Annotated in this window: 25 protein-coding genes and 4 tRNA genes; 5 read left to right on the forward strand and 24 right to left on the reverse strand. The window is 34.3% G+C overall.

Translation table 11 applies throughout. The features are described 5' to 3' along the window. Positions 1-115: 115 nt before the first annotated feature. The 3 genes from G0Q09_RS01490 to G0Q09_RS01500 all read left to right on the forward strand — a co-directional run bounded on the left by G0Q09_RS01490 (position 116) and on the right by G0Q09_RS01500 (position 2,744). Positions 116-1,630: a Do family serine endopeptidase gene (locus tag G0Q09_RS01490; protein ID WP_219033755.1), complete on the forward strand. Its 1,515-nt coding sequence runs from the start codon at positions 116-118 to the stop codon at positions 1,628-1,630. A gap of 144 nt (positions 1,631-1,774) precedes the next feature. Next, on the forward strand, positions 1,775-2,194 hold the full coding sequence (locus G0Q09_RS01495) for a hypothetical protein (protein WP_219033756.1): 420 nt from the start codon (positions 1,775-1,777) through the stop codon (positions 2,192-2,194). Positions 2,195-2,261: 67 nt separating this feature from the next. Then, entirely contained in the window at positions 2,262-2,744 is a 483-nt protein-coding gene (locus tag G0Q09_RS01500) for a hypothetical protein (RefSeq protein ID WP_219033757.1), read from the forward strand. Here the strand turns inward: G0Q09_RS01500 and G0Q09_RS01505 are convergent. After that, on the reverse strand, positions 2,716-3,228 hold the full coding sequence (locus G0Q09_RS01505) for a hypothetical protein (RefSeq protein ID WP_219033758.1): 513 nt from the start codon (positions 3,226-3,228) through the stop codon (positions 2,716-2,718). The genes G0Q09_RS01500 and G0Q09_RS01505 overlap by 29 nt on opposite strands. A gap of 100 nt (positions 3,229-3,328) precedes the next feature. On the opposite strand from G0Q09_RS01505, the gene G0Q09_RS01510 reads away from it, so the two are divergent. Beyond that, positions 3,329-3,904: a DUF3575 domain-containing protein gene (locus tag G0Q09_RS01510; RefSeq protein ID WP_219033759.1), complete on the forward strand. Its 576-nt coding sequence runs from the start codon at positions 3,329-3,331 to the stop codon at positions 3,902-3,904. Between the two features lie 38 nt (positions 3,905-3,942). Here the strand turns inward: G0Q09_RS01510 and G0Q09_RS01515 are convergent, their stop codons facing one another. The 19 genes from G0Q09_RS01515 to G0Q09_RS01605 form a co-directional block, all read right to left on the reverse strand. Beyond that, positions 3,943-5,262, reverse strand: a complete 1,320-nt coding sequence (locus G0Q09_RS01515) for a dihydrolipoamide acetyltransferase family protein (RefSeq protein ID WP_219033760.1) — start codon at positions 5,260-5,262, stop codon at positions 3,943-3,945. A 235-nt stretch (positions 5,263-5,497) separates the two neighbouring features. After that, a complete protein-coding gene (locus G0Q09_RS01520; protein WP_038331074.1) occupies positions 5,498-5,791 on the reverse strand; it encodes a DUF3467 domain-containing protein in 294 nt (97 codons plus the stop codon). Further along, complete coding sequence (gene rpoC / locus G0Q09_RS01525) at positions 5,791-10,068, reverse strand: DNA-directed RNA polymerase subunit beta' (protein WP_219033761.1); 4,278 nt, start codon at positions 10,066-10,068, stop codon at positions 5,791-5,793. Before rpoC ends, G0Q09_RS01520 begins: the two co-directional genes overlap by 1 nt. A gap of 62 nt (positions 10,069-10,130) precedes the next feature. Next, positions 10,131-13,973, reverse strand: a complete 3,843-nt coding sequence (gene rpoB / locus G0Q09_RS01530) for a DNA-directed RNA polymerase subunit beta (RefSeq protein WP_114998857.1) — start codon at positions 13,971-13,973, stop codon at positions 10,131-10,133. 102 nt (positions 13,974-14,075) lie between these two features. After that, positions 14,076-14,444: a 50S ribosomal protein L7/L12 gene (rplL, locus tag G0Q09_RS01535; protein WP_019974307.1), complete on the reverse strand. Its 369-nt coding sequence runs from the start codon at positions 14,442-14,444 to the stop codon at positions 14,076-14,078. A gap of 46 nt (positions 14,445-14,490) precedes the next feature. Next, on the reverse strand, positions 14,491-15,003 hold the full coding sequence (gene rplJ / locus G0Q09_RS01540) for a 50S ribosomal protein L10 (protein ID WP_125349460.1): 513 nt from the start codon (positions 15,001-15,003) through the stop codon (positions 14,491-14,493). Positions 15,004-15,021: 18 nt separating this feature from the next. Further along, positions 15,022-15,717, reverse strand: coding sequence for a 50S ribosomal protein L1 (gene rplA / locus G0Q09_RS01545; protein ID WP_038331070.1), 696 nt, complete (start codon positions 15,715-15,717; stop codon positions 15,022-15,024). Positions 15,718-15,734: 17 nt separating this feature from the next. Further along, positions 15,735-16,175: a 50S ribosomal protein L11 gene (gene rplK, locus G0Q09_RS01550; RefSeq protein ID WP_038331069.1), complete on the reverse strand. Its 441-nt coding sequence runs from the start codon at positions 16,173-16,175 to the stop codon at positions 15,735-15,737. Between the two features lie 73 nt (positions 16,176-16,248). Beyond that, positions 16,249-16,797, reverse strand: coding sequence for a transcription termination/antitermination protein NusG (gene nusG / locus G0Q09_RS01555; protein ID WP_219033762.1), 549 nt, complete (start codon positions 16,795-16,797; stop codon positions 16,249-16,251). Between the two features lie 32 nt (positions 16,798-16,829). Next, positions 16,830-17,018 carry a preprotein translocase subunit SecE gene (gene secE / locus G0Q09_RS01560; protein ID WP_038331172.1) on the reverse strand — a complete coding sequence of 63 codons (189 nt, stop codon included), beginning with the start codon at positions 17,016-17,018 and terminating at the stop codon, positions 16,830-16,832. A gap of 15 nt (positions 17,019-17,033) precedes the next feature. Continuing rightward, a tRNA-Trp gene (locus tag G0Q09_RS01565) sits at positions 17,034-17,104 on the reverse strand. A 60-nt stretch (positions 17,105-17,164) separates the two neighbouring features. Next, entirely contained in the window at positions 17,165-18,352 is a 1,188-nt protein-coding gene (gene tuf, locus G0Q09_RS01570) for an elongation factor Tu (protein ID WP_219033763.1), read from the reverse strand. Positions 18,353-18,537: 185 nt separating this feature from the next. Continuing rightward, a tRNA-Gly gene (locus G0Q09_RS01575) sits at positions 18,538-18,610 on the reverse strand. 73 nt (positions 18,611-18,683) lie between these two features. Then, a tRNA-Tyr gene (locus tag G0Q09_RS01580) sits at positions 18,684-18,764 on the reverse strand. 31 nt (positions 18,765-18,795) lie between these two features. Further along, positions 18,796-18,869 (reverse strand) — tRNA-Thr (locus tag G0Q09_RS01585). Between the two features lie 130 nt (positions 18,870-18,999). Then, a complete protein-coding gene (gene hpf, locus G0Q09_RS01590; RefSeq protein ID WP_038331066.1) occupies positions 19,000-19,299 on the reverse strand; it encodes a ribosome hibernation-promoting factor, HPF/YfiA family in 300 nt (99 codons plus the stop codon). Between the two features lie 2 nt (positions 19,300-19,301). Then, on the reverse strand, positions 19,302-20,201 hold the full coding sequence (locus G0Q09_RS01595; protein ID WP_125349436.1) for a tyrosine-type recombinase/integrase: 900 nt from the start codon (positions 20,199-20,201) through the stop codon (positions 19,302-19,304). An 81-nt stretch (positions 20,202-20,282) separates the two neighbouring features. After that, positions 20,283-20,477 carry a 30S ribosomal protein S21 gene (gene rpsU, locus G0Q09_RS01600; RefSeq protein WP_219033764.1) on the reverse strand — a complete coding sequence of 65 codons (195 nt, stop codon included), beginning with the start codon at positions 20,475-20,477 and terminating at the stop codon, positions 20,283-20,285. A 68-nt stretch (positions 20,478-20,545) separates the two neighbouring features. Further along, the gene (locus tag G0Q09_RS01605; protein WP_038331167.1) at positions 20,546-21,688 is read right to left on the reverse strand and encodes an acyl-CoA dehydrogenase family protein; all 1,143 of its coding nucleotides are present in this window, start codon (positions 21,686-21,688) and stop codon (positions 20,546-20,548) included. A 239-nt stretch (positions 21,689-21,927) separates the two neighbouring features. Here G0Q09_RS01605 and G0Q09_RS01610 point away from each other — a divergent pair, with 239 nt between their 5' ends. After that, positions 21,928-22,572 carry an OmpW/AlkL family protein gene (locus G0Q09_RS01610; RefSeq protein WP_125349437.1) on the forward strand — a complete coding sequence of 215 codons (645 nt, stop codon included), beginning with the start codon at positions 21,928-21,930 and terminating at the stop codon, positions 22,570-22,572. 76 nt (positions 22,573-22,648) lie between these two features. Here G0Q09_RS01610 and G0Q09_RS01615 read toward each other — a convergent pair whose 3' ends face one another. The 4 genes from G0Q09_RS01615 to G0Q09_RS01630 form a co-directional block, all read right to left on the reverse strand. Then, entirely contained in the window at positions 22,649-23,182 is a 534-nt protein-coding gene (locus G0Q09_RS01615; RefSeq protein ID WP_038331063.1) for a hypothetical protein, read from the reverse strand. 11 nt (positions 23,183-23,193) lie between these two features. After that, complete coding sequence (locus tag G0Q09_RS01620; RefSeq protein ID WP_114998851.1) at positions 23,194-24,123, reverse strand: cation diffusion facilitator family transporter; 930 nt, start codon at positions 24,121-24,123, stop codon at positions 23,194-23,196. Positions 24,124-24,181: 58 nt separating this feature from the next. Beyond that, positions 24,182-25,810, reverse strand: coding sequence for an L-glutamate gamma-semialdehyde dehydrogenase (gene pruA / locus G0Q09_RS01625; protein WP_219033765.1), 1,629 nt, complete (start codon positions 25,808-25,810; stop codon positions 24,182-24,184). A 113-nt stretch (positions 25,811-25,923) separates the two neighbouring features. Next, positions 25,924-26,643 (reverse strand): DUF1003 domain-containing protein, encoded by a 720-nt coding sequence (locus G0Q09_RS01630; RefSeq protein WP_114998848.1) that lies wholly within the window; start codon positions 26,641-26,643, stop codon positions 25,924-25,926. Positions 26,644-26,665: the final 22 nt, after the last annotated feature.

The raw sequence follows: 26,665 nt of genomic DNA on the forward strand, positions 1-26,665 counted from the left end.
TAATGTTATAAAAGATTTATAATATAGTGTTAACATGCGTTAAACGGTTTGAAATGTTAAAATTTTGGTCTTAAATTTGATTTAATCTAAAACATTAAAAACTTATATAATAAAGATGAAAAAATATACAGGATACTTATTAGTTGGATTAGTGAGCTCTATGACAACTATGGGAGGTTTTTATTTGATGAACGAAAATGGAAGTAATCCATTTATTACAAATGCGAGTAATCAGAAAAACGGAGACTTTGAATTTGTAGATTATAAAGGAAATTATGGATATGATGCGCCAAATTTTGTGCAGGCATCTAACAAAGCAGTACATACGGTTGTGAGTATCAAAAATTATTCGAATCAAAGACAGCAACAACAACAGCAATTCTTTGATCCTTTTGATTTCTTTTTCGGGCAACCAGAACAACAACAAAGAGGAAGACAACAGCAACCAGATCAAGATCAACCATCTGGAATGGGTTCTGGTGTAATTATTTCACAAGATGGTTACATTGTTACAAATAATCACGTGATACAAGGTGCTTCTAAAATTGAAGTGACTTTGAACAATCAAAAAAGTTATATTGCTGAATTAGTTGGAACTGATCCAAGTACAGATATTGCCTTATTGAAAATTAGTGAAAAAGGTTTACCATTCACAAAATTTGTCGATTCTGATGCCATTAATGTTGGAGATTGGGTTTTAGCAGTTGGTAATCCATTCGGACTGACTTCTACTGTTACAGCAGGTATTGTTTCGGCAAAAGGTCGTAGCATTAATATTTTAGGTAAAAATTCTGAATCACCAATCGAATCGTTTATTCAAACCGATGCAGCGATTAATCCAGGAAACTCTGGTGGTGCTTTGGTAAATGCAAACGGAGATTTAATTGGTATTAATACAGCTATTTCTTCACCAACAGGAGCTTATTCTGGTTACGGATTTGCTGTTCCTGCAAACTTGGTGAAAAAAGTTGTTGAGGATATTAAATCGTACGGAATTGTACAACGTGGATATTTAGGTATCAAAGGTTTTGATTTATCGAATGAAGATGCTGTAAAACAATACAACAAACAATTCAAGAAAAATATTAAAACCGATAATGGAGTAATGGTAACTGAATTGGTTGCGAAAGGATCTGCAATTGATTCTGGAATCGAAGAAGGAGACATCATTACAGCTGTAGATGGAAAACCAATTACATCTTTCTCGTCGTTATCATTCATCGTAGGTAGCAAACGTCCTGGTGACAATGTTGCACTTACTGTAAGACGTGGAAACTCTGAGAAAACATACAACATCACATTGAAAGATGCTAAAGGAAGCACTAAAGTGAGAAGCAAATCTGACTTAACGCCAACTGAAGTTCTTGGTGCAGAATTTGAGCCATTAACAGAACGTCAAAAAGATAGTTTCGGAATTAATTATGGTGTCATGGTAAAACATCTAGATAATGCAGGAAAATTAGCGGCAGCAGGTGTTCAAGAAGAATTTATCATCTTATCAATCAATGATAAAAATGTAAGTTCACAAGACGATATCGAAAAAATCTTAAAAAATTATAAAGGTCGCGTGTCAATTAAATTTGCAGATTATTACGGACGAATCTATACAAAAGGATTCACGATGGATTAAAATTTTGAGTCGATTTTAAATTTTAATAAATCATTATAAATAGCTACAACAAGATAAGTTGTAGCTATTTATCTTTACATTAAAATTGTTTAACGAAAAACTATCCCATGTTTATTAAAAATAATTATTCTTTCACTCTTTCTTTTGTTTAGTTCTTTTTCTTATCCAAAAGAAGTTCTATGGGGACCAACCTTAAGCAACTCTAATCAATCTGGAAACTTTGGTAAAGCAGGTTTATTTTTTCTTTTCGGCTTAGGTGATAATATGGTTGATTTTAAATTATACGCAAATGCTAATATGGGATATATGCGAGATAATTTTCACGTAATTCCTGAAGTTGGCATTACAGGATATGTTGCCGCGAGCCAGTTGATGTATATTTTTCCATTTGTAGAAAGTGAATTTACACCTTATACAATTACTCCAAAAGCTGGTATTTCATTAGCTTCTTTTGTAGATTTTGGTTTTGGATATGGTTTTAAGATTAATGAAAAAGATAGTTTTAAACCTATCAAAGGTTTTCAATTTTCAATTGGAGTAAATATACCTTTCAATTTGAAATAAAAAATCATTAATGATGATGAAAATTTATTTTTTGGGAGAAAGCTAAATAATTCATTAATTTTATCACATGAAAAAGTTCATCGCAATCTTTGTTTTTATCATTAGTTTTCAAGCGAAAGCACAACAAAATTTAACCGATTATTTTACAATTAATCTTGGTTATGAATATTGGAACGGAAATTACGGAAAAGTTGGAACAGATTTGTTCTTAGTACAAGATAATAACAATATTTTGACGTTTAGCGCCAATGCTAATTTGGGTTATATGAAAGACAAATTTCGTGTAATTCCAGAAGTTGGAGCTGGATATATGTTCAATTTTCGCAACAATACTGGTGATCCATATAGCTCTAACTTTAACTCCGCTTTTTATGTTATCCGTACTGAAGTTTCTCCGTGGACAATTACTCCAAAAGCTGGTATCGCAGTTTTGAGCATTGTAGAGTTAAATGCTGGTTATTCTTTCGAGTTTAGAGAAAATAAAGATTTTAAAGATATGAGCGGTTTCCGAGCAGGATTAACTATTCACTTGCCGACTCAGCTTTTTTAGTTCTAATGCTTTTACGCAATTCTTTCAAACGAATATATAAATCTGAAGTCGAGGCATTTTCTTCAATCGCATTAAAAATAAAGACTCCTTTATCAGTATAAAAGAAGATAATCGCTTCGTGATCGGCAACTTTAAAAGCATTTGTAATCCCATTTATCTTGTTCTCAACCCAAGATAATTTACATGTTTTTAGATCAAAAATATGATCTTCATTACCCAAAATATCTTTGAAGATTAATTGTTCTCCTTGCGCATACAACACACCACTTCCTTGAAAAGATTTCATTTTAAGAAATCTTCCTTGCGGACGACCAATATTGTAACGCACAACAGCTTTTAGGTCTACCTGATCTGGTAAACTTTTCAGCGTATGTTGTTCATTTTTCTCTCTGACTTTCGCATCAGATACCGCAATAACAAAGAATATCGAAACAAAAATTCCGAAAATCAAAAATATTATTAGGATTGATATGATTGGTGCCATAATGTACTTAAATGTTAAGTAAAGTTATAAAAAAGCTTGAATTAACATATAAATAAACTGCTTTTTTTACCTTAGCCTAGTAAACTGATAAAAATTACGAATGAATAAATTAATTTGGTTGTTATTTCCCGCCACAATCTTTGCTCAAAAAAGAGAAACACAAATAAAAGTTAATGCGTTAACAATGCCACTTGCAATGGTAAATCTTGGTGTTGAACATGCAATCACAGATAGAATAACTTTACAAGCTGACGGTTTTATCTCTCCTTGGAAATCATTTGCAGGTAATCATTTACAAATGTATATGGCTTTTGGTGAAGGTAGATATTACTTTGATAAATCTTTTAGTAAATTTTATATAGGTCCAAACATTGGAGTTGGTTTCTTTGATATTCAAAAATGGAATTATTGGAACACTGATAAATATCAACGTGGAGTAGCAATCTTAACAGGAGCTACAATAGGTTATCAAGTAAAAATTAACGAACATTGGGGATTAGATGTTTTTGTTGGTGGAGGACACTCTCAAGGAAATTACAAAGGATATTATAAAGAAGATTCTCCTAATTTCGGACGATATGATTCTGCGCAATCATTTAATAAAAGTGGGGAGTGGCTGCTTTACAAAGGCGGTGTAATGCTTACTTATAAATTTAAACGAAAAAAATCCAACTAAAATTAGTTGGATTTTTTATATCTAGTATTATTTTACTCTTACACAGGCGTATTCATATCGAAAGCCTCTAGATATTCGGCAACACGTTTTACAAACATACCTCCTAAAGCTCCATCCACAACACGGTGATCGTAAGCATGAGATAAGTACATTTTATGACGAATTGCAATCATATCTCCTTGTGGAGTTTCGATAACAGCAGGTTTTTTCACAATTGCACCAACAGCCAAAATAGCTACTTGAGGTTGAGGAATAATTGGCGTTCCTAATGTATTTCCAAAAGAACCAATATTTGTAATTGTATACGTTCCTCCTTGAATTTCTACTGGTTTCAATTTATTATTACGCGCACGGTTTGCTAAATCATTTACCTGAGAAGCTAAACCTGCTAAATTAAATTGATCTGCATTTTTGATAACAGGAACAATTAAATTTCCACTTGGTAAAGCTGCTGCCATTCCAATATTAATATTTTTCTTCTTGATAATTTTATCTCCATCAACAGAAACATTAATCATTGGGAAATCTTGAATTGCTTTTGCTACAGCTTCGATAAAAATTGGCATGAAGGTAATTTTCTCACCATGTTTCTTCTGAAACTCATTTTTATTCTTATCTCTCCATAACACAATATTCGTCATATCAACTTCTACGAAAGACGTTACATGAGGAGCAATTTGTTTTGCTTGTAGCATATTTTGCGCAATAATCTTACGCATTCTATCCATTTCGATGATTTCATCACCTTCACCAACAGAAATAGGCGCAGATTGCACTTGTGGTGCTTGAGCTTGAGCAACTGGTGCAGCAACAGAAGTCGTAGCAACAGATTTCGCTGGTTGATTTCCTCTATTTTTAACGAAATTCAAAATATCATCTTTCGTTACACGTCCGTCTTTTCCAGAACCTGAAATTTGATCTAACTCAGCCTGAGAAACACCTTCTTCTTTCGCAATAGATTTTACTAAAGGAGAATAAAATTTATCATCAGACGAAGTAATAACCGTTTCAGTTTTGATTGTTGCAACTTCAGCTTCGATAGATTTTGCTGCATCTGCAATTTCCTGATCGCTACTTGTATCTACTTCTTCTACCGAATCAGCTTGTTCTACAACTCCATCAACAGACAAAATTGCGATAGGCTCACCTACTTTTGCAATTCCATCTACCGGAACTAAGATTTCTTTTAAAACTCCTGCAACTGGCGAAGGAACATCAGAATCTACTTTATCTGTTGCGATTTCTACAACCGATTCATCTTCACTAATCGAATCACCAATATTTTTGATCCAATTTGTTACAGTAGCTTCCATTACACCTTCTCCCATAGAAGGTAGAATTAATTTATAGTCAGACATTCTTGTGTTATTTGCTAAATACAAATCTAAACATTTTTTCGATTCAAAAAAATACTGTTAAAAAGATTAATGCTTTTTATTTTTAAATTATTCGCATTAATATCATAAATAATTATCAATTTAATAATTGATCTAACTTTTATAAGATTATTTTTAATGATTTGATAGTTTTGATTACATAAAAAAATCCCCCAATCTAAGATTGAGGGACTTTTTGAAATATTAAGAATGATTCTTAAGCTTCGTAAGTTGCAGTACCGTTGTTTACTTGAGGTTCTTTGATTTCACCAAAGCTTTTCTCAAAGTTAGTTACGTTTTCTGCTAACGATTGAGATAATTGTTTTGCTTGTAATGGAGACAAAATAATTCTTGATTTTACTGATGGTCTAGCACCTGGTAAAAATTGAACGAAATCTACAACGAACTCAGATGGTGAGTGGTTGATGATTGCTCCTGTAGCATAAACACCTTGAGCTACTAATTCGTTTAACTCAATGTTTAATCCTTCGTTTTGTTGATTTTCTGACATTATAATTCTTGTTTTGCGTTTATTAATTCCTCGTATTCACGGTTAGATCCTACGATGATGTTTTGATACTCTTTTAATCCAGTTCCGGCAGGAATTAAGTGTCCAACAATAACGTTTTCTTTTAATCCTACTAAACCGTCTACTTTACCAGCTACAGCTGCTTCGTTAAGAACTTTTGTAGTTTCCTGGAACGATGCCGCAGACATGAAAGATTTAGTTTGTAAAGATGCTCTTGTAATACCTTGTAAAACGGCTTCTGCTGTTGCAGGTAAAGCCTCACGAGCTGTCACTAAGTTTTTGTCTTCACGTTTTAATTTAGAGTTTTCGTCACGTAATTCGCGAACTGTGATGATTTGTCCTGGACTTAATGTGTCAGAATCACCAGCATCTTCTACGACTTTCATTCCAAATAAACGATCGTTTTCTTGCATGAAATCGTCTTTGTGCTCTAAACTATCTTCTAAGAATCTTGAATCTCCTGAGTCTACAATACGAACTTTACGTAACATTTGACGTACGATAATTTCGAAGTGTTTGTCATCAATTTTTACCCCTTGTAAACGGTATACATCTTGAATCTCGTTTACTAAGTATTCTTGAACCGCTGTTGGCCCTAAGATTCTTAAAATATCTTCTGGTGTAATTGCTCCATCTGATAAAGGCTCACCTGCACGTACGAAGTCATTTTCTTGAACTAAGATCTGTGCTGATAATTTAACTAAGTAACGACGGATTTCACCATTTTTAGATTCAACGATGATTTCACGGTTACCACGTTTTATTTTACCAAAAGAAACAACTCCATCCATTTCACAAACAACTGCTGGATTAGATGGATTACGAGCCTCTAACAACTCTGTAATACGAGGTAAACCTCCTGTAATATCGCCAGATTTAGCTGACTTACGAGGAATCTTAACTAAGATTTTACCTGCATTAATTTTTTCACCATCATTTACCATTAAGTGTGCACCTACTGGTAAGTTGTATGTTTTTTCTTCACCATCAATTGTGATAACTCTTAACGCTGGAACTAATTTTTTATTACGTGATTCAGAAATAACTTTTTCTTGGAATCCTGTTTGCTCATCGATTTCAATTTGGAAAGTTACTCCTTGCTCTAATTGTTCGTACTCGATTTTACCAGTAGATTCCGCAATGATAACCCCGTTATAAGGGTCCCAACTTGCAATCTCTTGACCTTTTTGAACTTTAGCTCCGTTTTTAACAGATAAGATAGTACCATAAGCGATGTTAGTTTGTTGACGAACGTTTCCTAAATCGTCAATTACTTTCATCTCTGTAGAACGAGAAACAACTGTATCTACTTTGTTACCTGCATCATCTATCGATTCAACAGTACGTAAATCATCAAACTCAACTGTACCATCAACTTTAGCATTAATTGTATTTTGCTCAGAAACGTTACCCGCAGTACCCCCAACGTGGAAAGTACGTAATGTTAACTGTGTACCAGGCTCACCAATAGATTGTGCAGCAACTACACCAACTGATTCACCTTTCTGAACACCTTTACCTGTAGCTAAGTTACGTCCGTAACATTTAGCACAAATTCCAGTTTTCGCTTCACATGTTAATGGAGAACGAACTTCTACATTTTCAATACCAGCTGCTTCTAAAGCATCACCAATATCTTCTGTAATAATGTTACCAGCAGAAATGATTAATTCACCATTATCTGGGTTGTAAATATCATTTAATGAAGTACGACCTAATACACGAGAAGATAAACTTTCGATGATTTCCTCTTTTTTCTTAAGTGCAGATACTTCTAAACCTCTTAATGTACCACAATCTTCGTGCATTACGATAACGTCTTGTGCAACGTCAACTAAACGACGAGTCAAGTATCCAGCATCGGCAGTTTTTAAGGCAGTATCGGCAAGACCTTTACGCGCACCGTGCGAAGAAATAAAGTACTCTAAGATAGACAGACCTTCACGGAAGTTAGAGATAATTGGGTTTTCGATGATATCCCCACCAGTAGAACCAGCTTTTTGAGGTTTAGCCATCAATCCACGCATACCTGATAACTGACGAATTTGCTCTTTAGATCCACGTGCTCCAGAATCAAGCATCATGAATACAGAGTTAAATCCTTGTTGATCTTCTGTCATACGTTTCATTACAATTTCTGTTAATGTCGCGTTTGTTGTTGTCCAAACATCAATAACTTGGTTGTAACGTTCGTTATTTGTAATAAGACCCATGTTATAGTTCATCTTAATGTTCTCAACTTGGTTGATCGCACCTGAGATAAGGTCTTTCTTTTGTTCTGGGATTAAGATATCTCCTAATGAGAATGATAAACCACCCTCGAAGGCATTACGGTATCCTAATTGTTTCATATCATCTAAGAAAGCAGCCGTTGTAGGGAAATCTGTAATCTTGATAATTTTATTAATAATTGTACGTAACGATTTTTTCGTTAATACTTCATTAATATAACCTACTTGTTTCGGAACGATTTGGTTGAATAACACACGTCCTACAGAAGTTTCGATTAATTGATTTTCTATCAACTCCTCTCCTACACGAATTGTTCCTTTTACACGAATTGGCGCGTTTAAGTCAACAGCTCCTTCGTTGTATGCAATTTGAACTTCTTCATCTGAATAGAAAGTTAATCCTTCTCCTTTTACTGTAAATTGGTGGTCTGTACGACGAATTTTCGTCATGTAGTAAAGACCTAAAACCATATCCTGAGAAGGTACAGTAATTGGAGAACCATTTGCAGGATTCAAAATATTTTGAGAAGCCAACATTAATAATTGTGCTTCTAAAACAGCTTCTGGTCCTAATGGTAAGTGAACGGCCATCTGGTCACCATCGAAATCGGCATTGAAGGCAGTACACACTAATGGGTGTAAACGAATTGCTTTACCTTCGATTAATTTCGGTTGGAACGCTTGGATACCTAAACGGTGTAACGTAGGGGCACGGTTTAATAAAACTGGATGACCTTTGATTACATTTTCTAAAATATCCCAAACAACTGGCTCTTTTCTATCGATAATTTTCTTAGCCGATTTAACTGTTTTTACAATTCCACGCTCGATTAATTTACGAACTACGAATGGTTTGTATAATTCAGCTGCCATATCTTTTGGTAAACCACATTCGTGTAATTTAAGTGTTGGTCCAACAACAATTACAGAACGAGCAGAATAATCTACACGTTTACCTAATAAGTTTTGACGGAAACGACCTTGTTTACCTTTTAATGAATCAGATAATGATTTTAACGGACGGTTACCATCAGCTTTTACAGCAGATGCTTTACGCGTGTTATCGAATAATGAATCAACAGCTTCTTGTAACATACGTTTTTCATTACGTAAGATTACTTCTGGCGCTTTGATTTCCATTAATCGTTTCAAACGATTGTTACGGATAATTACACGACGATATAAATCATTTAAATCTGATGTTGCAAAACAACCACCATCTAATGGAACTAACGGACGTAATTCTGGTGGAATAACCGGAATAACGCGCATTACCATCCATTCTGGGCGGTTTACGTGGTGCATATTTGACTCACGTAACGACTCAACAACTTGTAAACGTTTTAACGCTTCTGTACGACGTTGTTTAGAAGTTTCGTTGTGTGCTTTGTGTCTTAATTCGTAAGATAACTCATCTAAATTGATACGAGATAATAGGTCTTCTAATGCTTCAGCACCCATTTTCGCAACGAATTTATTAGGATCTGTATCTTCTAGATATTGATTCTCGATTGGAAGAGTTTCTAAGATATCTAAATACTCTTCTTCTGATAAGAAATCTAATCTATTTAATTCTTCACCTTCTGGTCCTTTTGCGATACCTGGTTGAATCACTACATATCTTTCATAGTAAATTACCATGTCTAATTTCTTAGATGGTAATCCTAAGATGTAACCAATTTTGTTTGGTAATGAACGGAAATACCAAATATGTGCAATTGGCACAACAAGATTGATGTGTCCAATACGCTCACGACGAACTTTCTTTTCAGTAACTTCAACCCCACAACGGTCACAAACGATACCTTTATAACGGATTCTTTTATATTTTCCGCAGGCACATTCGTAATCTTTTACAGGTCCAAAGATACGCTCACAGAATAACCCGTCACGCTCTGGTTTGTGCGTTCTATAGTTAATCGTTTCAGGTTTTAAAACTTCACCTTTAGATTCTTGAAGAATCGATTCTGGAGAAGCTAACCCGATACGGATTTTTGAGAATTGACTTGTTTTATTTTTTGTTGACATATAGAAATGTATCTAACAATTATATTATTATAACGAAAAAGGTAGAATAATAGGTTACCCTATTATTCTTCCAAGTTTATGTCTAATCCAAGACCTTGTAATTCATGTAACAATACGTTAAATGATTCTGGAATACCAGGTTCTGGCATTGGCTCTCCTTTTACGATTGCTTCGTAAGTTTTCGCACGTCCAATTACGTCATCCGACTTAACTGTTAAGATTTCGCGTAAGATATTAGCTGCACCGAATGCTTCTAATGCCCAAACCTCCATCTCTCCGAAACGTTGTCCACCAAATTGTGCTTTACCTCCTAATGGTTGTTGAGTAATTAATGAGTATGGTCCGATAGAACGCGCGTGCATTTTATCATCAACCATGTGTCCTAATTTCAACATGTAAATCACACCTACAGTAGCTTTTTGATCAAAACGTTCTCCAGTGTTACCATCATATAAATATGTTGTACCGTGTTTTGGAATACCTGCTTCTTCTGTGATGCGATCGATATCAGCGATTTCAGCACCATCGAAGATAGGTGTAGCAAATTTTTGACCCATTTTAAGTCCAGCCCATCCTAATACCGTTTCATAAATCTGACCGATATTCATACGAGATGGTACCCCAAGTGGGTTAAGCACGATATTTACTGGCGTTCCGTCTTCTAAGAAAGGCATATCTTCGTCGCGAACGATACGTGCAACAATACCTTTGTTACCGTGACGTCCTGCCATTTTATCCCCTACTCTTAGTTTACGTTTTTTCGCAATGTAGATTTTCGCTAATTTAACGATACCTGCAGGTAACTCGTCTCCAACAGAAATTGTAAATCTTTCGCGGTTAAGTGCTCCTTGTAAATCATTGTACTTAATTTTGTAATTATGTAACAATTCTTTTACTAATTCGTTCTTATCCTCGTCTGTTGTCCAAAGAGATTCTGCTCCAGTTAAGTTTAAGAAATCTTCAACATTAGATAAGATTTTTTGCGTGTATTTTACACCTTTCTTGATTACTTCTTCGTTCAAGTCGTTGTAAATACCTTGAGAAGTTTTTCCGTTTAATAAAACGTATAATTTCTCTAATAAAATCTCTCTTAATTCGTTGAATTTAACGTCGTACTCAGCTTCTACACTATCAATGATAGCTTTGTCTTGAGAACGTTTGCGTTTATCCTTAATACTACGTGAGAATAATTTTTTGTCGATAACAACACCACGTAATGATGGAGAAGCTTTAAGAGAAGCATCTTTTACATCACCTGCTTTGTCACCAAAAATCGCACGTAATAATTTTTCTTCTGGAGTTGGATCAGATTCTCCTTTTGGAGTAATCTTACCAATCAAGATATCACCAGGTTTTACTTCTGCTCCGATACGGATCATACCGTTTTCGTCTAAGTCTTTTGTAGCCTCTTCCGAAACGTTAGGAATGTCTGAAGTTAATTCTTCCATACCTAATTTTGTATCACGTACATCTAATGAATATTCATCGATGTGGATAGATGTAAACCAGTCTTCGCGAACAGCTTTCTCAGAGATTACAATGGCATCCTCGAAGTTGTACCCTTGCCAAGGCATGAAGGCAACAACCATGTTACGACCAATTGCTAATTCCCCTCCTTCTGTTGCATAACCTTCAGATAAAACTTGTCCTTTCTCTACACGATCGCCAACTTTTACAATTGGTTTCAACGTAATTGTAGTTCCTTGATTGGTTTTTCTGAATTTTGTTAAATTATATGTTTTCTCAGCAGTATCGAAGCTTACTAATTCTTCGTCTTCTGAGCGATCATATTTAATTGTTATAATGTCAGCATCAACATAAGTTACTGTACCTTCACGTTCTGCATTTACTAAGATTCTTGAATCTTTTGCAACTTGTTTTTCTAATCCAGTACCTACAATTGGTGCTTGAGGTTTTAATAATGGAACTGCCTGACGCATCATGTTCGATCCCATTAACGCACGGTTGGCGTCATCATGCTCCAAGAAAGGAATTAATGATGCTGAGATAGATGCAATCTGGTTAGGTGCAACGTCAATTAAATCAACTTCTGCTGGCGTTACAACAGGGAAATCCCCATCTTCACGAGCAGTTACACGTTCAGTAGCAATAGTACCATCGTCTGTCATGTCGATATTGGCTTGAGCAATTACTTTTGATTCCTCCTCTTCCGCAGTTAAATAGATTGGTGCTGATTCGACGTCCACTTTTCCATCTTCTACTTTTCTGTACGGTGTTTCGATGAACCCTAAGTTATTAACTTTAGCGAATACACATAATGACGAAATCAAACCAATGTTTGGTCCCTCAGGAGTTTCAATTGGACATAAACGTCCGTAATGAGTGTGGTGTACGTCACGTACCTCGAATCCCGCTCTTTCTCTTGATAAACCTCCAGGTCCTAATGCTGATAAACGACGTTTGTGTGTAATCTCTGATAATGGATTTGTTTGGTCCATGAACTGAGATAACTGGTTCGTTCCGAAGAATGAGTTGATAACAGATGATAATGTTTTAGCATTAATCAAATCGATTGGTGTAAACACCTCGTTGTCACGAACATTCATTCTTTCACGGATAGTTCTAGCCATACGAGCTAAACCTACTCCGAATTGGCTAGCCATTTGCTCACCTACCGTTCTTACACGACGGTTAGATAAGTGGTCGATATCATCCACCTCTGCTTTAGAGTTGATTAATTCGATTAAGTATTTAATAATCGAAATGATATCTTCACGAGTCAATACTTGTACGTCCTCGCTAATGCTTAAGCCTAATTTTTTATTTAATCTGTAACGACCTACTTCACCTAATGAATAACGTTGATCAGAGAAGAATAATTTGTCAATAATTCCTCTTGCTGTTTCCTCATCTGGTGGCTCAGCGTTACGTAATTGTCTATAGATATACTCTACTGCCTCTTTTTCAGTATTAGTAGGGTCTTTTTGTAAAGTATTATGGATAATTCCATAATCAGCAGAATTGATGTCTTCTTTGTGTAATAAAATCGTCTTAACACCAGAATCTACGATTTGATCGATGTGATCTTTCTCTAAGATTGTTTCACGGTCTAAGATAATTTCATTACGCTCGATAGATACAACTTCTCCTGTATCTTCATCTACGAAATCCTCGTGCCATGTATTTAATACACGTGCAGCAAGTTTACGACCTACAACTTTCTTTAAATTAGCTTTATTAACTTTTACTTCTTCTGCTAAGTCGAAAATTTCTAAGATATCTTTATCTCTTTCGTATCCGATAGCACGTAATAAGGTAGTTAATGGTAACTTTTTCTTACGATCGATGTAAGCGTACATTACGCTGTTGATGTCTGTTGCGAACTCAATCCAAGATCCTTTGAAAGGAATGATACGAGATGAGTACAATTTTGTACCATTCGCGTGGAAAGATTGTCCGAAGAATACCCCAGGAGAACGGTGTAATTGAGATACAATAACACGCTCTGCACCATTAATAATGAATGATCCTGAAGGAGACATATAAGGAATTGTTCCTAAGTATACGTCTTGCACTACAGTTTCGAAATCTTCGTGTTCTTCGTCCGTACAGTACAATTTAAGACGAGCTTTCAATGGTACGCTGTACGTTAATCCTCTTTCGATACACTCATCAATTGTGTAACGTGGTGGATCTACGAAATAATCTAAGAATTCTAAAACAAACTGATTGCGAGTATCCGTAATTGGAAAATTCTCAGCAAATGTTCGGTAAAGACCTTCATTTTTTCGTTGGTCAGGTCTTGTTTCCAACTGGAAAAAATCTTCAAACGATTTGATCTGAATGTCAAGGAAATCTGGGAACTGAGCGACTGCTTTTGCAGAAGAGAAGTTCAATCTTTCTTTTTTCTCAGTCGAGTTGCTTAATGTTGCTTTAGTGGCCAATTTCGAATGAATTTTGGTTTATATAATGACTTTATGCGTAAAAAGGTTTAGACCTAACACGTCCTGTGTTAGGTCCAAACCTATATTTTTGAGTAATAAAAATTACTTCAATTCTACTACTGCACCAGCTTCTTCTAGCTGTTTCTTTAAAGCTTCAGCTTCGTCTTTAGAAACTGCTTCTTTAACTGTTGCTGGAGTTGAATCTACTAAATCTTTAGCTTCTTTTAATCCTTTTCCAGTTAATTCTTTAACTAATTTAACAACTGCTAATTTAGATGCACCTGCTTCTTTTAAGATTACGTCGAATTCTGATTGCTCTTCAGCAGCTTCACCTGCTCCACCTGCAGCAACAACTACAGCAGCAGCAGCTGGTTCGATTCCGTATTCATCTTTTAAGATTGTAGATAATTCATTAACTTCTAAAACTGTTAAGTTTACTAACTCTTCAGCTAATTTTTTTAAATCTGCCATTTTAATGCTTTTTGTTTTTTAAACTTTTATTTGATATGAGTGTGTCTTATTCTTCTGAAGCTCCTTCTTCTGCTTTTGCAGCCTCTTTGTTCTCTAATTGAGAAACAACAGTTTTGATTGGAGATTGAAGTAACATGATGATGTCTGCGATTAATTCTTCGCGAGATTTCAATGCTACTAATTGTGGTAATTTGTCATCACCTACGAATGTATTATCTTCAATCCAAGCTCCTTTTAAAATAGGTTTTTCAGATTTTTTTCTGAAAGTATCGATTACTTTAGCTGGTGCATTACCAACTTCAGCAGTCATTAATGCTGTATTTCCTTTTAAAGATCCGTAAAGCTCTTCGAAGTTTTTGTCTTCGATTTGCTCCATAGCTTTCTTTAATAAAGTGTTTTTTACTACGCGTAAAGATACATTGCTTTTGAAGCAAGCTCTTCTTAATTCAGTAGTATTAACAGCGTTTAATCCGTCGATATCTGCTAAGTAGATGATTTTTGCTTCTGCTAATACAGCTTGCAATTCATCTATCATATTTGCTTTATCTTGTTTTGTCATTGCCATAATCTACTAATTTTAAGCGTTTACACTTTTTGGATCTACTGATACACCTACAGATTGAGTTGTAGAAAGCGTGATGCTTTTTACATATGTTCCTTTAGCAGCTGTTGGTTTTAATTTAATTAAAGTTTGAATTAACTCATTCGCATTTTCTTTAATTTTATCAGCATCGAAAGATACTTTACCAACTGCAGCGTGGATGATTCCGTAACGATCTACTTTGAAGTCGATTTTACCTGCTTTTACTTCAGAAACGGCTTTACCTACTTCTAAAGTTACAGTACCTGATTTTGGGTTAGGCATTAATCCACGAGGTCCTAAAACACGTCCTAATGGTCCTAATTTACCCATAACAGCTGGCATAGTAACGATAACGTCAACATCTGTCCAACCTTCTTTAATTTTTTGTAAGTATTCGTCTAATCCTACATAGTCTGCACCTGCTGCTTTAGCTTCTGCTTCTTTGTCTGGAGTAACTAATGCTAATACTTTTACATCTTTACCTGTTCCGTGTGGTAATGAAACTACACCACGAACCATTTGGTTAGCTTTCTTAGGATCTACACCTAAACGAACTGCTATATCTACAGAAGCATCAAACTTAGCGTAGTTAACTTCCTTTACTAATGATGATGCTTCATCAATAGAGTAAAGTTTGTTTTTTTCTACTTTAGCTAATACTTCTTTTTGTCTTTTTGTTAACTTTGCCATTTCCTAAAATGTTTTAATTATTCTGGAGCTTGCCCACCTTTTACAGTTATACCCATAGAACGTGCAGTTCCAGCAACCATTTTCATAGCAGATTCAACAGTAAAACAGTTCATGTCCGCTAATTTGTCTTCAGCAATAGCTCTAACTTGATCCCAAGTAACAGTACCAACTTTTTGACGGTTTGGTACACCTGATGCTTTTTTCAATTTCGCAGCTTCCATTAACTGAATAGCAGCTGGTGGAGTTTTAATTACGAAATCGAATGATTTGTCTTGATACACAGTAATAACAACTGGTAACACTGCACCTTGTTTTTCTTGTGTACGTCCATTAAATTGTTTACAAAACTCCATGATGTTAACACCTGCAGCACCTAAAGCTGGCCCTACTGGTGGCGAAGGATTTGCTTGTCCTCCTTTAACTTGAAGTTTTACAACTTTTTCAATTTTTTTTGCCATTTTTTTAATTCTTAAAATTAAGCGTTATGTGGAAGCAGCCTAAATTTCTACTTTTAATTTGTTGATAGATTGATTATGCAATCTTTTCAACTTGGTTAAAACTTAACTCTAGTGGTGTTTTACGTCCGAAGATTAAAACCATCACTTCAAGTTTACGTTTATCTTCAATGATTTTTTCAACTGTTCCGTTGAAGCCATTGAATGGTCCGTCGATTACTTTTACAGTTTCTCCTACGATGTAAGATATTCCTAAGTTTGTATCAACGTTTTCTGCTAATTCGTCAACTTTACCTAACATTCGGTTAACTTCCGATTGTCTCATTGGTACAGGATCACCTCCTTTCGTTGCACTCAAAAAGCTAATTACACCTGATGTATTCTTTACCATGTGAGGAATTTCCCCTACAAGTTCGGCTTCTATCATGATGTAACCAGGAAAGTGTACTTTTTCCTTTTGATATTTTTTACCGTTACGGATTTGAATCACTTTTTCCATAGGAACAACAATTTGTCCTACATAATCATTCAAATTTTGGTACTGAATTTCTCTTTCAATATAATCCTTAACTTTCAGCTCTTGTCCAGCTACAGTCTTGATTACATACCATTTCTTTTCACTCATGATTCTAATTACTAAACGGGATATTTTACAAACTAAAAAGCGCCGTAGATAAAGTTAAGCACTTGTGTGAATAATGTATCTACCGCATATAAAAATATAGCTAACAAAACTGTAGCTATTGCAACAATAATTGTGTCTCTTTGTAGATCTGAGAATGATGGCCATGTAACATGATCTTTAAATTCTACAAAGGAATCTTTAAAATATTGTACGACTTTCATATCGTTTTTATTTAGCACGGGCACAAGGATTCGAACCCTGATCAACGGTTTTGGAGACCGCTATTCTACCATTGAACTATGCCCGTAGATAAAAAGAGTGGTAATCATTGAAGATTACCACATCTTCTATATTATATTTTGACTAATTAGTCTAAAATTTCAGTTACCTGACCAGCACCAACTGTACGTCCACCTTCACGGATTGCGAAACGTAAACCTTCGTTTAATGCGATTGGTTGTAATAATTCAACTGTAATAGTTAAGTTATCTCCTGGTAAAACCATCTCAACTCCTTCTGGTAAGTTGATTTCCCCTGTTACGTCAGTTGTACGTACGTAGAACTGTGGACGGTAACGGTTATGGAATGGAGTGTGACGACCACCTTCTTCTTTAGTTAAGATATAAACCTCAGCTTTGAATTTTTTGTATGGTTTAACAGATCCTTGTTTTGCGATAACCATACCACGACGGATGTCAGTTTTATCAACACCACGTAATAATAAACCTACGTTATCACCAGCTTCACCTCTATCTAAGATTTTACGGAACATTTCAACACCTGTTACAGTAGAAGTTAATTTTTCTTCTCCCATACCAACGATGTCAACTGGATCCCCAGAGTTAATTACACCAGCCTCGATACGTCCTGTAGCAACAGTACCACGACCTGTAATAGAGAATACATCCTCTACTGGCATTAAGAATGGTTTATCTTGATCACGAACTGGTTGCTCAATCCACTCATCAACATTGTTCATTAAGTTTAATACAGTTTCAACCCATTGAGGCTCACCGTTTAATGCACCTAAAGCAGATCCTTGGATAACTGGAGTGTTATCTCCGTCATATTCGTAAGAAGATAATAAATCTCTTACTTCCATTTCTACTAACTCTAATAACTCAGCATCGTCAACCATATCAACTTTGTTTAAGAAAACAACGATACGAGGAACGTTTACTTGGCGACATAATAAGATGTGCTCACGAGTTTGAGGCATTGGACCATCAGTAGCAGCTACTACTAAGATACCACCATCCATTTGAGCAGCTCCTGTAACCATGTTTTTTACGTAATCCGCGTGACCTGGACAGTCAACGTGTGCGTAGTGACGGTTAGCAGTTTCATACTCTACGTGAGATGTATTAATTGTAATACCACGCTCTTTTTCTTCTGGAGCATTATCGATTTGATCGAAAGCTTTTGCTTCTGAATAACCAGCATCAGCTAATACTTTAGTAATCGCTGCAGTCAAAGTTGTTTTACCGTGGTCAACGTGACCAATAGTACCAATATTTAAGTGCGGCTTATTACGGTTGAAAGTTTCCTTTGCCATTTTACTTTTTATTAATTTCTATTGTTATACTTAAATTAAAAAAATAACTTTAAATTATTTTCAAGTGTAAAAGTACACTTTTTGATTTATATAAAGATATTAATTTTTGACTCGCGTTAACCTTGGTTTAAATGAGTTTCAACAACTACTTAAAAGATTAACTATACTGGACGAACCAGAATTTGAGCGGGAAACGGGACTCGAACCCGCAACATTCAGCTTGGAAGGCTGACGCTCTACCAATTGAGCTATTCCCGCATTCACTTCTAAAAAGCTTTGCAAATTTAAAGATTAAATCCTAAACCACAAAAAATTTTAAAAATTAAGTTTGTGGGGAGAGCAGGATTCGAACCTGCGAAGGTTACCCAACGGATTTACAGTCCGTCCTCGTTGGCCGCTTGAGTATCTCCCCGCCTTATTTTTTTGTTCTTCTAAAAACCTTGAGCCGATAGAGGGACTCGAACCCACGACCTGCTGATTACAAATCAGCTGCTCTAGCCAGCTGAGCTACATCGGCATTTTTGTTTTTAAAAGCGTTATTTAAAAGAACAGTCCGTTAAATATGTTTGTTTAACGGACTGCAAATTTACGTTGTTTTTTGAATTAACCAAATTTTTAGGTTCTTTTTTTAGTCAATTCCCTATTTTTTATCTTTCGCTAATTTTTTCTTTTTTTCTGATAATTAATTTTTTTAATGTATCTACCGCTAAATCAATACATTCTTCAAAAGATTGTCCTGTTTTACTTACAACAATATCATCTCCTGGTACTTCTAACTTAATATCAACTGTCTTGTTATTTTTTTCTGCAGTATTCTCTAATTTAAAAGAAACATTCGCTGCAATGATTTTGTCTGACAAAGTTTCTAATTTTTCTAATTTTTTCTCTAAATACTCCTCTAAACCTGGTTTAGTATTGAAGTTTACTGCTTGAAAGTTAATTGTCATAATTACTCTTTTTTGTTCTCACGCGGGTGAGCTTTGTTAAACACTTTTTTTAAATTTTCTATACTCCCATGTGTATAAATTTGAGTCGATGACAAACTTGAATGCCCTAAAATATCTTTTACTGCATTCAGATCTGCTCCTGAATCTAACATATGAGTCGCAAATGAATGCCTCAACATATGAGGACTTTTTTTATGTTTTACACTTATAAGACTAAGATAGTATTTTACTTTCGAATAAACAAGATTATCGTACAAAGGTTTTCCTTTTTCTGTTACAAAAACATTCGTACATTGTAAAGTAATTTCGTTATGTTTTCTAGTGTTATAATTCGCCAAATCCTCTAACAGAAAGGTAGAAATAGGAATTATGCGTTCTTTATTTCTTTTTCCAAGAACTTTTATAGAAAGTGTATTCGGATCGATATCATTTTCTTTCAAACCAATTAATTCGGCACGTCGAATTCCTGTTTGATACATTACATCAATCATTAATCGATCACGTAAACCTTCGAATGTGTCAGGGAAAAATTCATCATTATTCAACAAATCATTCAATTCTGCTTCTGTAAAAGGTACTAAAACTTGTTTATTTTGTTTAAGTGAATGAATTTGCTCGATTGGATTAATGGAAAGATGATTTTCTTTGACCAAATATTTATAAAACGTTCGTAAAGCGCTTAATTTGCGATTAACTGTTTTCTCAGACTTTTCTAATTCTGATAAATGCATCACAAATGCACGAATATGATTTTTTGTTGCAAGTTGTATTTCTGACGAATTTTCTTCTTGTTGATAGAACTCAACAAAATCGTCCAAATCTCTTTTGTAGCTAGTAATTGTTAGCGTAGAATAGTTTTTCTCGAGCGCTAAATAATCTAAGAATAGTTGAATAAATTCCATAAAAAAACCTATTCATCAAAGTTACAACTTTAATAAATAGGTCAACAGAAATTAATTTCTTTATATTGTTTAAAACAATTTTTAAGCTTCTTCTTGAGCTAATAAAGATTGTTTGTAAATAGCACGACTTAATTGTTGTCTTTTTGCTACAGAAGGTTTTGTAAATTGTTGACGAGATCTTAATTGACGTACAACTCCTGTTTTATCAAATTTTCTTTTGTATTTTTTTAATGCTCTTTCTATAGACTCTCCGTCTTTTACTGGTATAATTAACATAATATTATCTATTTCTTTTTAAGATGGCAAATATACAACTCTTTAGTAATTAAACAAATCGTTTTTTATTAATCTTTTAAAATATTTCTTCCAATAACTAATTTTTGTATTTCTGTGGTACCTTCACCTATTGTACATAGCTTAGAATCACGGTAGAATTTCTCTACTGGAAAATCTTTTGTATATCCGTATCCACCAAATATTTGAACTGCTTCATTCGAGATTTTAACACACGCTTCCGATGCATAATATTTTGCCATTGCACCTTCTGTCGTCATTGGTTTTTTATGATTTTTTAAATAAGATGCTTTACGAATTAATAATTCTGAAGCTTCGATTTCTGTAATCATTTCAGCCAATTTAAAGTTAATTGCTTGGAAATTTGCAATTGCAGTTCCAAATTGATGACGCTCTTGTGCATATTTCAATGCTGCTTTGTATGCTCCTTTCGCGATTCCTAAAGATAAAGCTGCAATCGAGATACGACCACCATCTAAAATCTTAAGTGCTTGCTTGAAACCATCACCAACATTTCCTAAACGATTTGCATCCGAAACACGTACGTTATCGAAGATTAACTCTGCCGTTTCCGAAGCACGCATTCCTAATTTATTTTCTTTTTTACCCGATGTAAAACCTGGCGTTCCTTTTTCTATTACAAAAGCTGTCGCGTTATTTTTAGCTCCTTTCTCTCCTGTTCTTGTCATCACAACCGCAACATCACCAGAAATTGCATGTGTAATAAAGTTTTTTGCTCCGTTAATCACCCATTCATCTCCATCTTTTACAGCTGTTGTAGACATTCCTCCTGCATCAGATCCTGTGTTGTGCTCTGTTAATCCCCAAGCACCAATCCATTCTGCTGTTGCTAATTTTGGTAACCAACGTTGTTTTTGTTCTTCGTTACCGAATTCTAAAATATGATTTGTACAAAGTGAATTATGTGCCGCTACAGACAAACCAATAGAAGGATCAACTTGTGAAATTTCATCTACAATTGATACATATTCATCATATGACAAACCACTTCCTCCATATTCTTCTGGAACAACGATTCCCATGAATCCCATTTTTCCAAGTTCTTTGAAAACTTCAACTGGAAAAGTTTGAGCTTCATCCCACTCCATTATATTCGGTTGAATGTATTGTTTTGCAAAATCTCTTGCCGATTGCGCGATTAATGATAAATTTTCATTTTCTAAGAAATCCATTTTTTTGAGTTTTTTTGTTTTTTTATGACTTTCCTCCAAAAGTAATAAATTTCTATTAAGTGAAAAGTTTTTCTTTTACGATTATTTTTACTCATTAAAAATAATTGACTATCAGCGTGTTTAAGTTAATAATATCCTTAAAAAAAACAAATGTTTAAAGTCATTTTCGGAAATGATATTTGACATTTTAATTCGGATGAATTAATCCGAGTTTTGTTTCGAAAAATAAAATAAACATTATGAAAAAAGGACTATTAATATTAGGAGCAATCTTTGCATCAGCAATTTCATTTGGACAAGAGGCTAGTGAATTACATATGCGTGTAAGAGCAACTGGTGTAGTTCCTATGGAAGATGCTAAAATAGAAGCAATAGGTGGAAATGTAGCAGTTACAAACAATCTTATTCCAGAAATTGACTTTACCTATTATATTACAAAAAATATCGCGGCCGAATTAATCTTAGGAACATCTAAACACGAAGTTGTAGCGGTAAATACTGCATTAGGAAATTTAGATTTGGGACGAGTAATGCTGTTACCTCCAACTCTTAATGTACAATATCATTTGTATCCAACCAAAAACCTAAAACCTTATGTTGGTGCTGGAATTAATTATACAATCTTCTATGATCAAGGGCAAGGAAAAGGGAGAAACGCAGCCGTAACTAGTGTAGATTACAAAAACAATGTAGGTTTCGGATTTCAATTAGGATTTGATTACAAAATCAATGATAAATTATACTGGAACGTAGATGTTAAAAAATTATACTTAAACACAGACGTTACAGTTGGTGCAGCTTTAGACAAACAAGTTTATGTACCAGCAGATGTAGATCTTAATCCTTGGTTAATCAGTACTGGTATTGGTTTCAAATTATTCTAAAATCGACCTTTTATTATATATTATGATTTTTAAACGAAGGGAAAAATCAAAAAGAGAAGCAATTGCTTCTCTTTTTTTATTTAAATTTATTTATATCAAAATATTGTTCATAAATAGGTTTCAATTCAGTCAAATTTGTACAAGGAGTTTGTTCTAATTTTCGAATTTCGATTCCCTTTTTATAATCACTTAGAATTTCCTCATAATTATTAATGTAATCATAAGCTCCTATTCCAATTTTCTTAAAATTTAAATCTTCATGTTTTATTACAGAAACTTTTTTGTTTGTGAAATAATTCTCATTTACATATAAAATATCGATTAAATCAATGCAATTACCTTCAAAACCTTCTGGAATTCTTCTTCCAAAAATATTATCATTCATCATAAAAGATATTCCGTAGAAAATTATATTATCCTCTTTAAAAATATCAATCACAACCGCTTTAATATTAGTATCCTCAAACAAAATAATATCTCCAAATTTGAATTTTAAATCAGAATCATCAATCTTACCATAATTTGTTTCACTTAAAGCATTATTCTCTGAAACTGATGGATTACAACAGAAAAATGAAAACAAAACAATGCAAATTCCAAAATATTTCATAAGATAAAATTTTACTCTTCCACTCTCTTATCTTCGATGTGATTTGTTCGAAAATATTCTCGAACCGAAACAAAAGTAGGTTCTATATGCACTAATACATCTTTTACTTGTGGCATTTTAGCTTGTACAGCATCTTTCAGATCATGACTAATTTTATGTCCTTCCACCACCGAAATCGTTCCATCGACTATTGCATGCAAATCCACATAATAATTCATTCCATTTTTGCGCACATTACATTTTTCAGTCGCCATAACACCAGGAACATGTGAAGCGATTTCTCTAATTTGCTCAATTTCATTTTCGTACAATTGCTCATCCATAATTTCTCCTAACGCAGGTCGAAGGATTTTGTACGCATTGTATAAAATAAAACTTGAAGCAAAAAGCGCCGCAACATCATCTGCTGCCTCCCAACCTGGTCCCATTACCAACGAAATCGAAATTCCGATAAACGCCATTAATGATGTAATTGCATCTGAACGATGATGCCAAGCATCTGCTTTTAGAGAAGAACTGTTAGTCTCAACACTTTTTCTCATTACATACTGAAACGATAATTCTTTGAATAAAATAATTCCTCCAAGAACTAATAAGGTAAATGGTTTGGGTTGATGATGCGGTGTAATAATATTGGTAATACTTTCTTTTGCAATGATAATCGCAGAAACAATAAGGAAAGTAACCACTAAAAATGTGATTAACGCTTCTGCTTTTCCGTGTCCATAAGGATGATTTTCATCTGCAGGTTTTGCAGAATACTTTAGTCCAAAGAAAACAAATATAGAAGAAAAAACATCTGCCGAAGACTCGATTGCATCTGCAATAAGTGCGTAAGAATTCCCAAAATAACCAGCCAAAAACTTAATTCCAGCCAAAGAAGCGTTTCCTACAATACTAAAAATTGAAGCTTTGATTGCTTTTTCCGAATTATCATTCATACCAAAAAAATAAGCCCTACAAATGTAAGGCTTATTCTAATTTTGTATCTCGAAAATATTATTTTTCTAAGAATGGGTATTTGTAATCTTTTGCAGGAACAAATGTTTCTTTGATTGTTTGAACAGAAGTCCAACGTAACAAGTTCATTGCAGAACCTGCTTTATCATTTGTACCAGAAGCACGCGCTCCACCAAATGGTTGTTGACCTACAACTGCACCTGTTGGTTTATCGTTGATGTAGAAATTTCCACAAGCATTTTTCAATGCTTTAGCAGCTAATTCTACAGCAGCACGATCTTTCGCGAAGATTGATCCTGTTAATGCGTAAGCAGAAGTTTCGTCAACTAATTTTAAAGTTGCTTCAAATTCATTTTCATCATAAACATAAACTGATAATACAGGTCCGAAGATTTCTTCTACCATTGATTCATATTTAGGATTCGTTGCTTTGATAACTGTTGGTTGAACAAAATATCCAACTGAATCATCATAAGTACCACCGATTACAACTTCAGCTTCAGAAGATGCTTGTGCACGATCGATATATGCTTTAGATTTTTCGAAAGAGTTTTTATCGATAACCGCTGTCATGAAATTAGAGAAATCCTCTGGAGATCCTAATCTAACAGTTGCTAACATTTCTTTCATTTGTTTCTCAACTTCGTTCCATAAGTTAGATGGAATATAAGCACGAGAAGCAGCAGAACATTTTTGTCCTTGGTATTCAAATGCTCCACGAACTAAACCTACAGCAACTTCTGTTGGACAAGCTGATTTGTGAACCATTACGAAATCTTTTCCTCCTGTTTCTCCTACGATACGTGGATAAGTTCTGTAATTGTTGATGTTATCTCCAATTTGTTTCCATAAAGTATTGAAAACTTTTGTAGAACCTGTGAAGTGTAAACCTGCGAAATCTTTGTGTTCTAAAACTGTTTTTGCTGTTTCTGCTCCATCAGTTAAGATCATGTTGATTACACCATCTGGTAAACCAGCTTTTTTGAACACTTCCATTGTTACTTTAGCAGCTAAAGTTTGTTTATCAGAAGGTTTCCAAACTACAACGTTCCCCATCAAAGCCATACAAGATGGTAAGTTACCAGCGATTGCAGTAAAATTGAATGGAGTAATTGCGAAAGTAAATCCTTCTAATGGACGATAATCTACACGATTCCAAATTCCAGGAGAAGAAATTGGTTGATCTGCATAAATTTCTGTCATGTATTGTACATTGAAACGTAAAAAGTCAATCAACTCACAAGCTGAATCAATTTCTGCTTGCATTGCATTTTTAGATTGACCAATCATTGTTGCAGCATTTATTTTTGCACGGTAAGGACCAGCAATCAAATCTGCAGCTTTCAAGAAAATTGCCGCTCTATCTTCCCAAGGCATTGCAACCCAAGCTTCTTTTGCAGCTAAAGCTGTATCAATCGCTTTTCTTACATCATCTTGTGTTCCTTCGTGGAAATAACCAACAACTTTTTGGTGGTCATGTGGAGGACGAATTTCTTTTTTATTTCCTGAAAAAATTTCTTCAGAACCAATGTATTGAGGAACTTCAGTTACCTCGTTAAACATTTTTTTGTAAGCGTCTAATAATTGCGCACGCTCTGGTGTTCCAGGAGCATATGATTTTACCTCTTCGTTAACAGCGTGAGGAATTTGAGCAAATGATTTTGACATTTTGATTATTTTGTTTGTTTATACTTTTCAAAGTTCAAATTTAAGAAAAATAAATGGAAATGTTTCAGTTCAGATAATTAAGTCTTTTACCACTTTAAACATAAAATCATCCATTATTCTTCCTTTTTATTTTCTTTTTTATCTTTTGTATGAAGAATTTGATTTTCGATATTCTCTAAATATTGGATTTGCATTTCCTGTATTTCTAATAATTTCTTATTCTGATGAACCAATAAATGATCTATTTTTTCGCTTAATAATTTTATTTCCAATTCAGCTTTCAAGTTAATTTTATAATCATGTTCGGCTCTATCACGGTCTTTATCTTCTTGACGATTTTGACTCATCATAATAATTGGAGCTTGTATTGCTGCTAAACAAGACAAAATCAAATTGAGTAAAATAAATGGATAGGGATCAAAACCTTTGTTGTGCAACATCCAGAAATTAAGAAACATCCAAGCCAATAAGAAAATAAAAAACGAAATAATAAATGTCCAACTTCCTCCGAAAGACGCTACTTTATCTGCAATTCTATCGCCTGTTGTCAATGGCTTTGATGTATTTTCTTTTATATTTTCGGAAAGAATAGAATTATCACGAATTGCTTCTACTACATCTTGATCCAATTTTTCCATTTCACCTTTTTCTTGCGAAATCAAATTTGCAAAAAATTGACGACGATATTTGTTCAATATTTTTATCGAAACATAATCTTCTTCGGTAATTGCTGGATAATCTTGCTCAATCAATTTAAAAATCTCTTGCTGAATTTCTTTTCCTTTTACAGCTTCGTAGCGATTAATTGGTTCTTGAGTTACAAAACATTTCATAATAATCTATTTTAGTCAAAAA

It is taken from the genome of Empedobacter falsenii (assembly GCF_019308355.1).
GTDB classification, from domain to species: Bacteria; Bacteroidota; Bacteroidia; order Flavobacteriales; family Weeksellaceae; genus Empedobacter; species Empedobacter falsenii_B.

Coding starts and splice junctions, on each gene's coding strand:
- rpoC (WP_219033761.1), bottom strand. CDS start 10,068: ATGTCAACAAAAAATAAAACAAGTCAATTCTCAAAAATCCGTATCGGG.
- G0Q09_RS01505 (WP_219033758.1), bottom strand. CDS start 3,228: ATGGCACCAATCATATCAATCCTAATAATATTTTTGATTTTCGGAATT.
- G0Q09_RS01630 (WP_114998848.1), bottom strand. CDS start 26,643: ATGAAATGTTTTGTAACTCAAGAACCAATTAATCGCTACGAAGCTGTA.
- G0Q09_RS01610 (WP_125349437.1), top strand. CDS start 21,928: ATGAAAAAAGGACTATTAATATTAGGAGCAATCTTTGCATCAGCAATT.
- rplL (WP_019974307.1), bottom strand. CDS start 14,444: ATGGCAGATTTAAAAAAATTAGCTGAAGAGTTAGTAAACTTAACAGTT.
- G0Q09_RS01510 (WP_219033759.1), top strand. CDS start 3,329: ATGAATAAATTAATTTGGTTGTTATTTCCCGCCACAATCTTTGCTCAA.
- rplA (WP_038331070.1), bottom strand. CDS start 15,717: ATGGCAAAGTTAACAAAAAGACAAAAAGAAGTATTAGCTAAAGTAGAA.
- rpsU (WP_219033764.1), bottom strand. CDS start 20,477: ATGTTAATTATACCAGTAAAAGACGGAGAGTCTATAGAAAGAGCATTA.
- G0Q09_RS01490 (WP_219033755.1), top strand. CDS start 116: ATGAAAAAATATACAGGATACTTATTAGTTGGATTAGTGAGCTCTATG.
- G0Q09_RS01595 (WP_125349436.1), bottom strand. CDS start 20,201: ATGGAATTTATTCAACTATTCTTAGATTATTTAGCGCTCGAGAAAAAC.
- G0Q09_RS01615 (WP_038331063.1), bottom strand. CDS start 23,182: ATGAAATATTTTGGAATTTGCATTGTTTTGTTTTCATTTTTCTGTTGT.
- secE (WP_038331172.1), bottom strand. CDS start 17,018: ATGAAAGTCGTACAATATTTTAAAGATTCCTTTGTAGAATTTAAAGAT.
- rplJ (WP_125349460.1), bottom strand. CDS start 15,003: ATGACAAAACAAGATAAAGCAAATATGATAGATGAATTGCAAGCTGTA.
- G0Q09_RS01520 (WP_038331074.1), bottom strand. CDS start 5,791: ATGTCAGAAAATCAACAAAACGAAGGATTAAACATTGAGTTAAACGAA.
- nusG (WP_219033762.1), bottom strand. CDS start 16,797: ATGAGTGAAAAGAAATGGTATGTAATCAAGACTGTAGCTGGACAAGAG.
- G0Q09_RS01605 (WP_038331167.1), bottom strand. CDS start 21,688: ATGGATTTCTTAGAAAATGAAAATTTATCATTAATCGCGCAATCGGCA.
- G0Q09_RS01515 (WP_219033760.1), bottom strand. CDS start 5,262: ATGTCTGACTATAAATTAATTCTACCTTCTATGGGAGAAGGTGTAATG.
- pruA (WP_219033765.1), bottom strand. CDS start 25,810: ATGTCAAAATCATTTGCTCAAATTCCTCACGCTGTTAACGAAGAGGTA.
- hpf (WP_038331066.1), bottom strand. CDS start 19,299: ATGACAATTAACTTTCAAGCAGTAAACTTCAATACTAAACCAGGTTTA.
- tuf (WP_219033763.1), bottom strand. CDS start 18,352: ATGGCAAAGGAAACTTTCAACCGTAATAAGCCGCACTTAAATATTGGT.
- rplK (WP_038331069.1), bottom strand. CDS start 16,175: ATGGCAAAAAAAATTGAAAAAGTTGTAAAACTTCAAGTTAAAGGAGGA.
- G0Q09_RS01500 (WP_219033757.1), top strand. CDS start 2,262: ATGAAAAAGTTCATCGCAATCTTTGTTTTTATCATTAGTTTTCAAGCG.
- G0Q09_RS01620 (WP_114998851.1), bottom strand. CDS start 24,123: ATGAATGATAATTCGGAAAAAGCAATCAAAGCTTCAATTTTTAGTATT.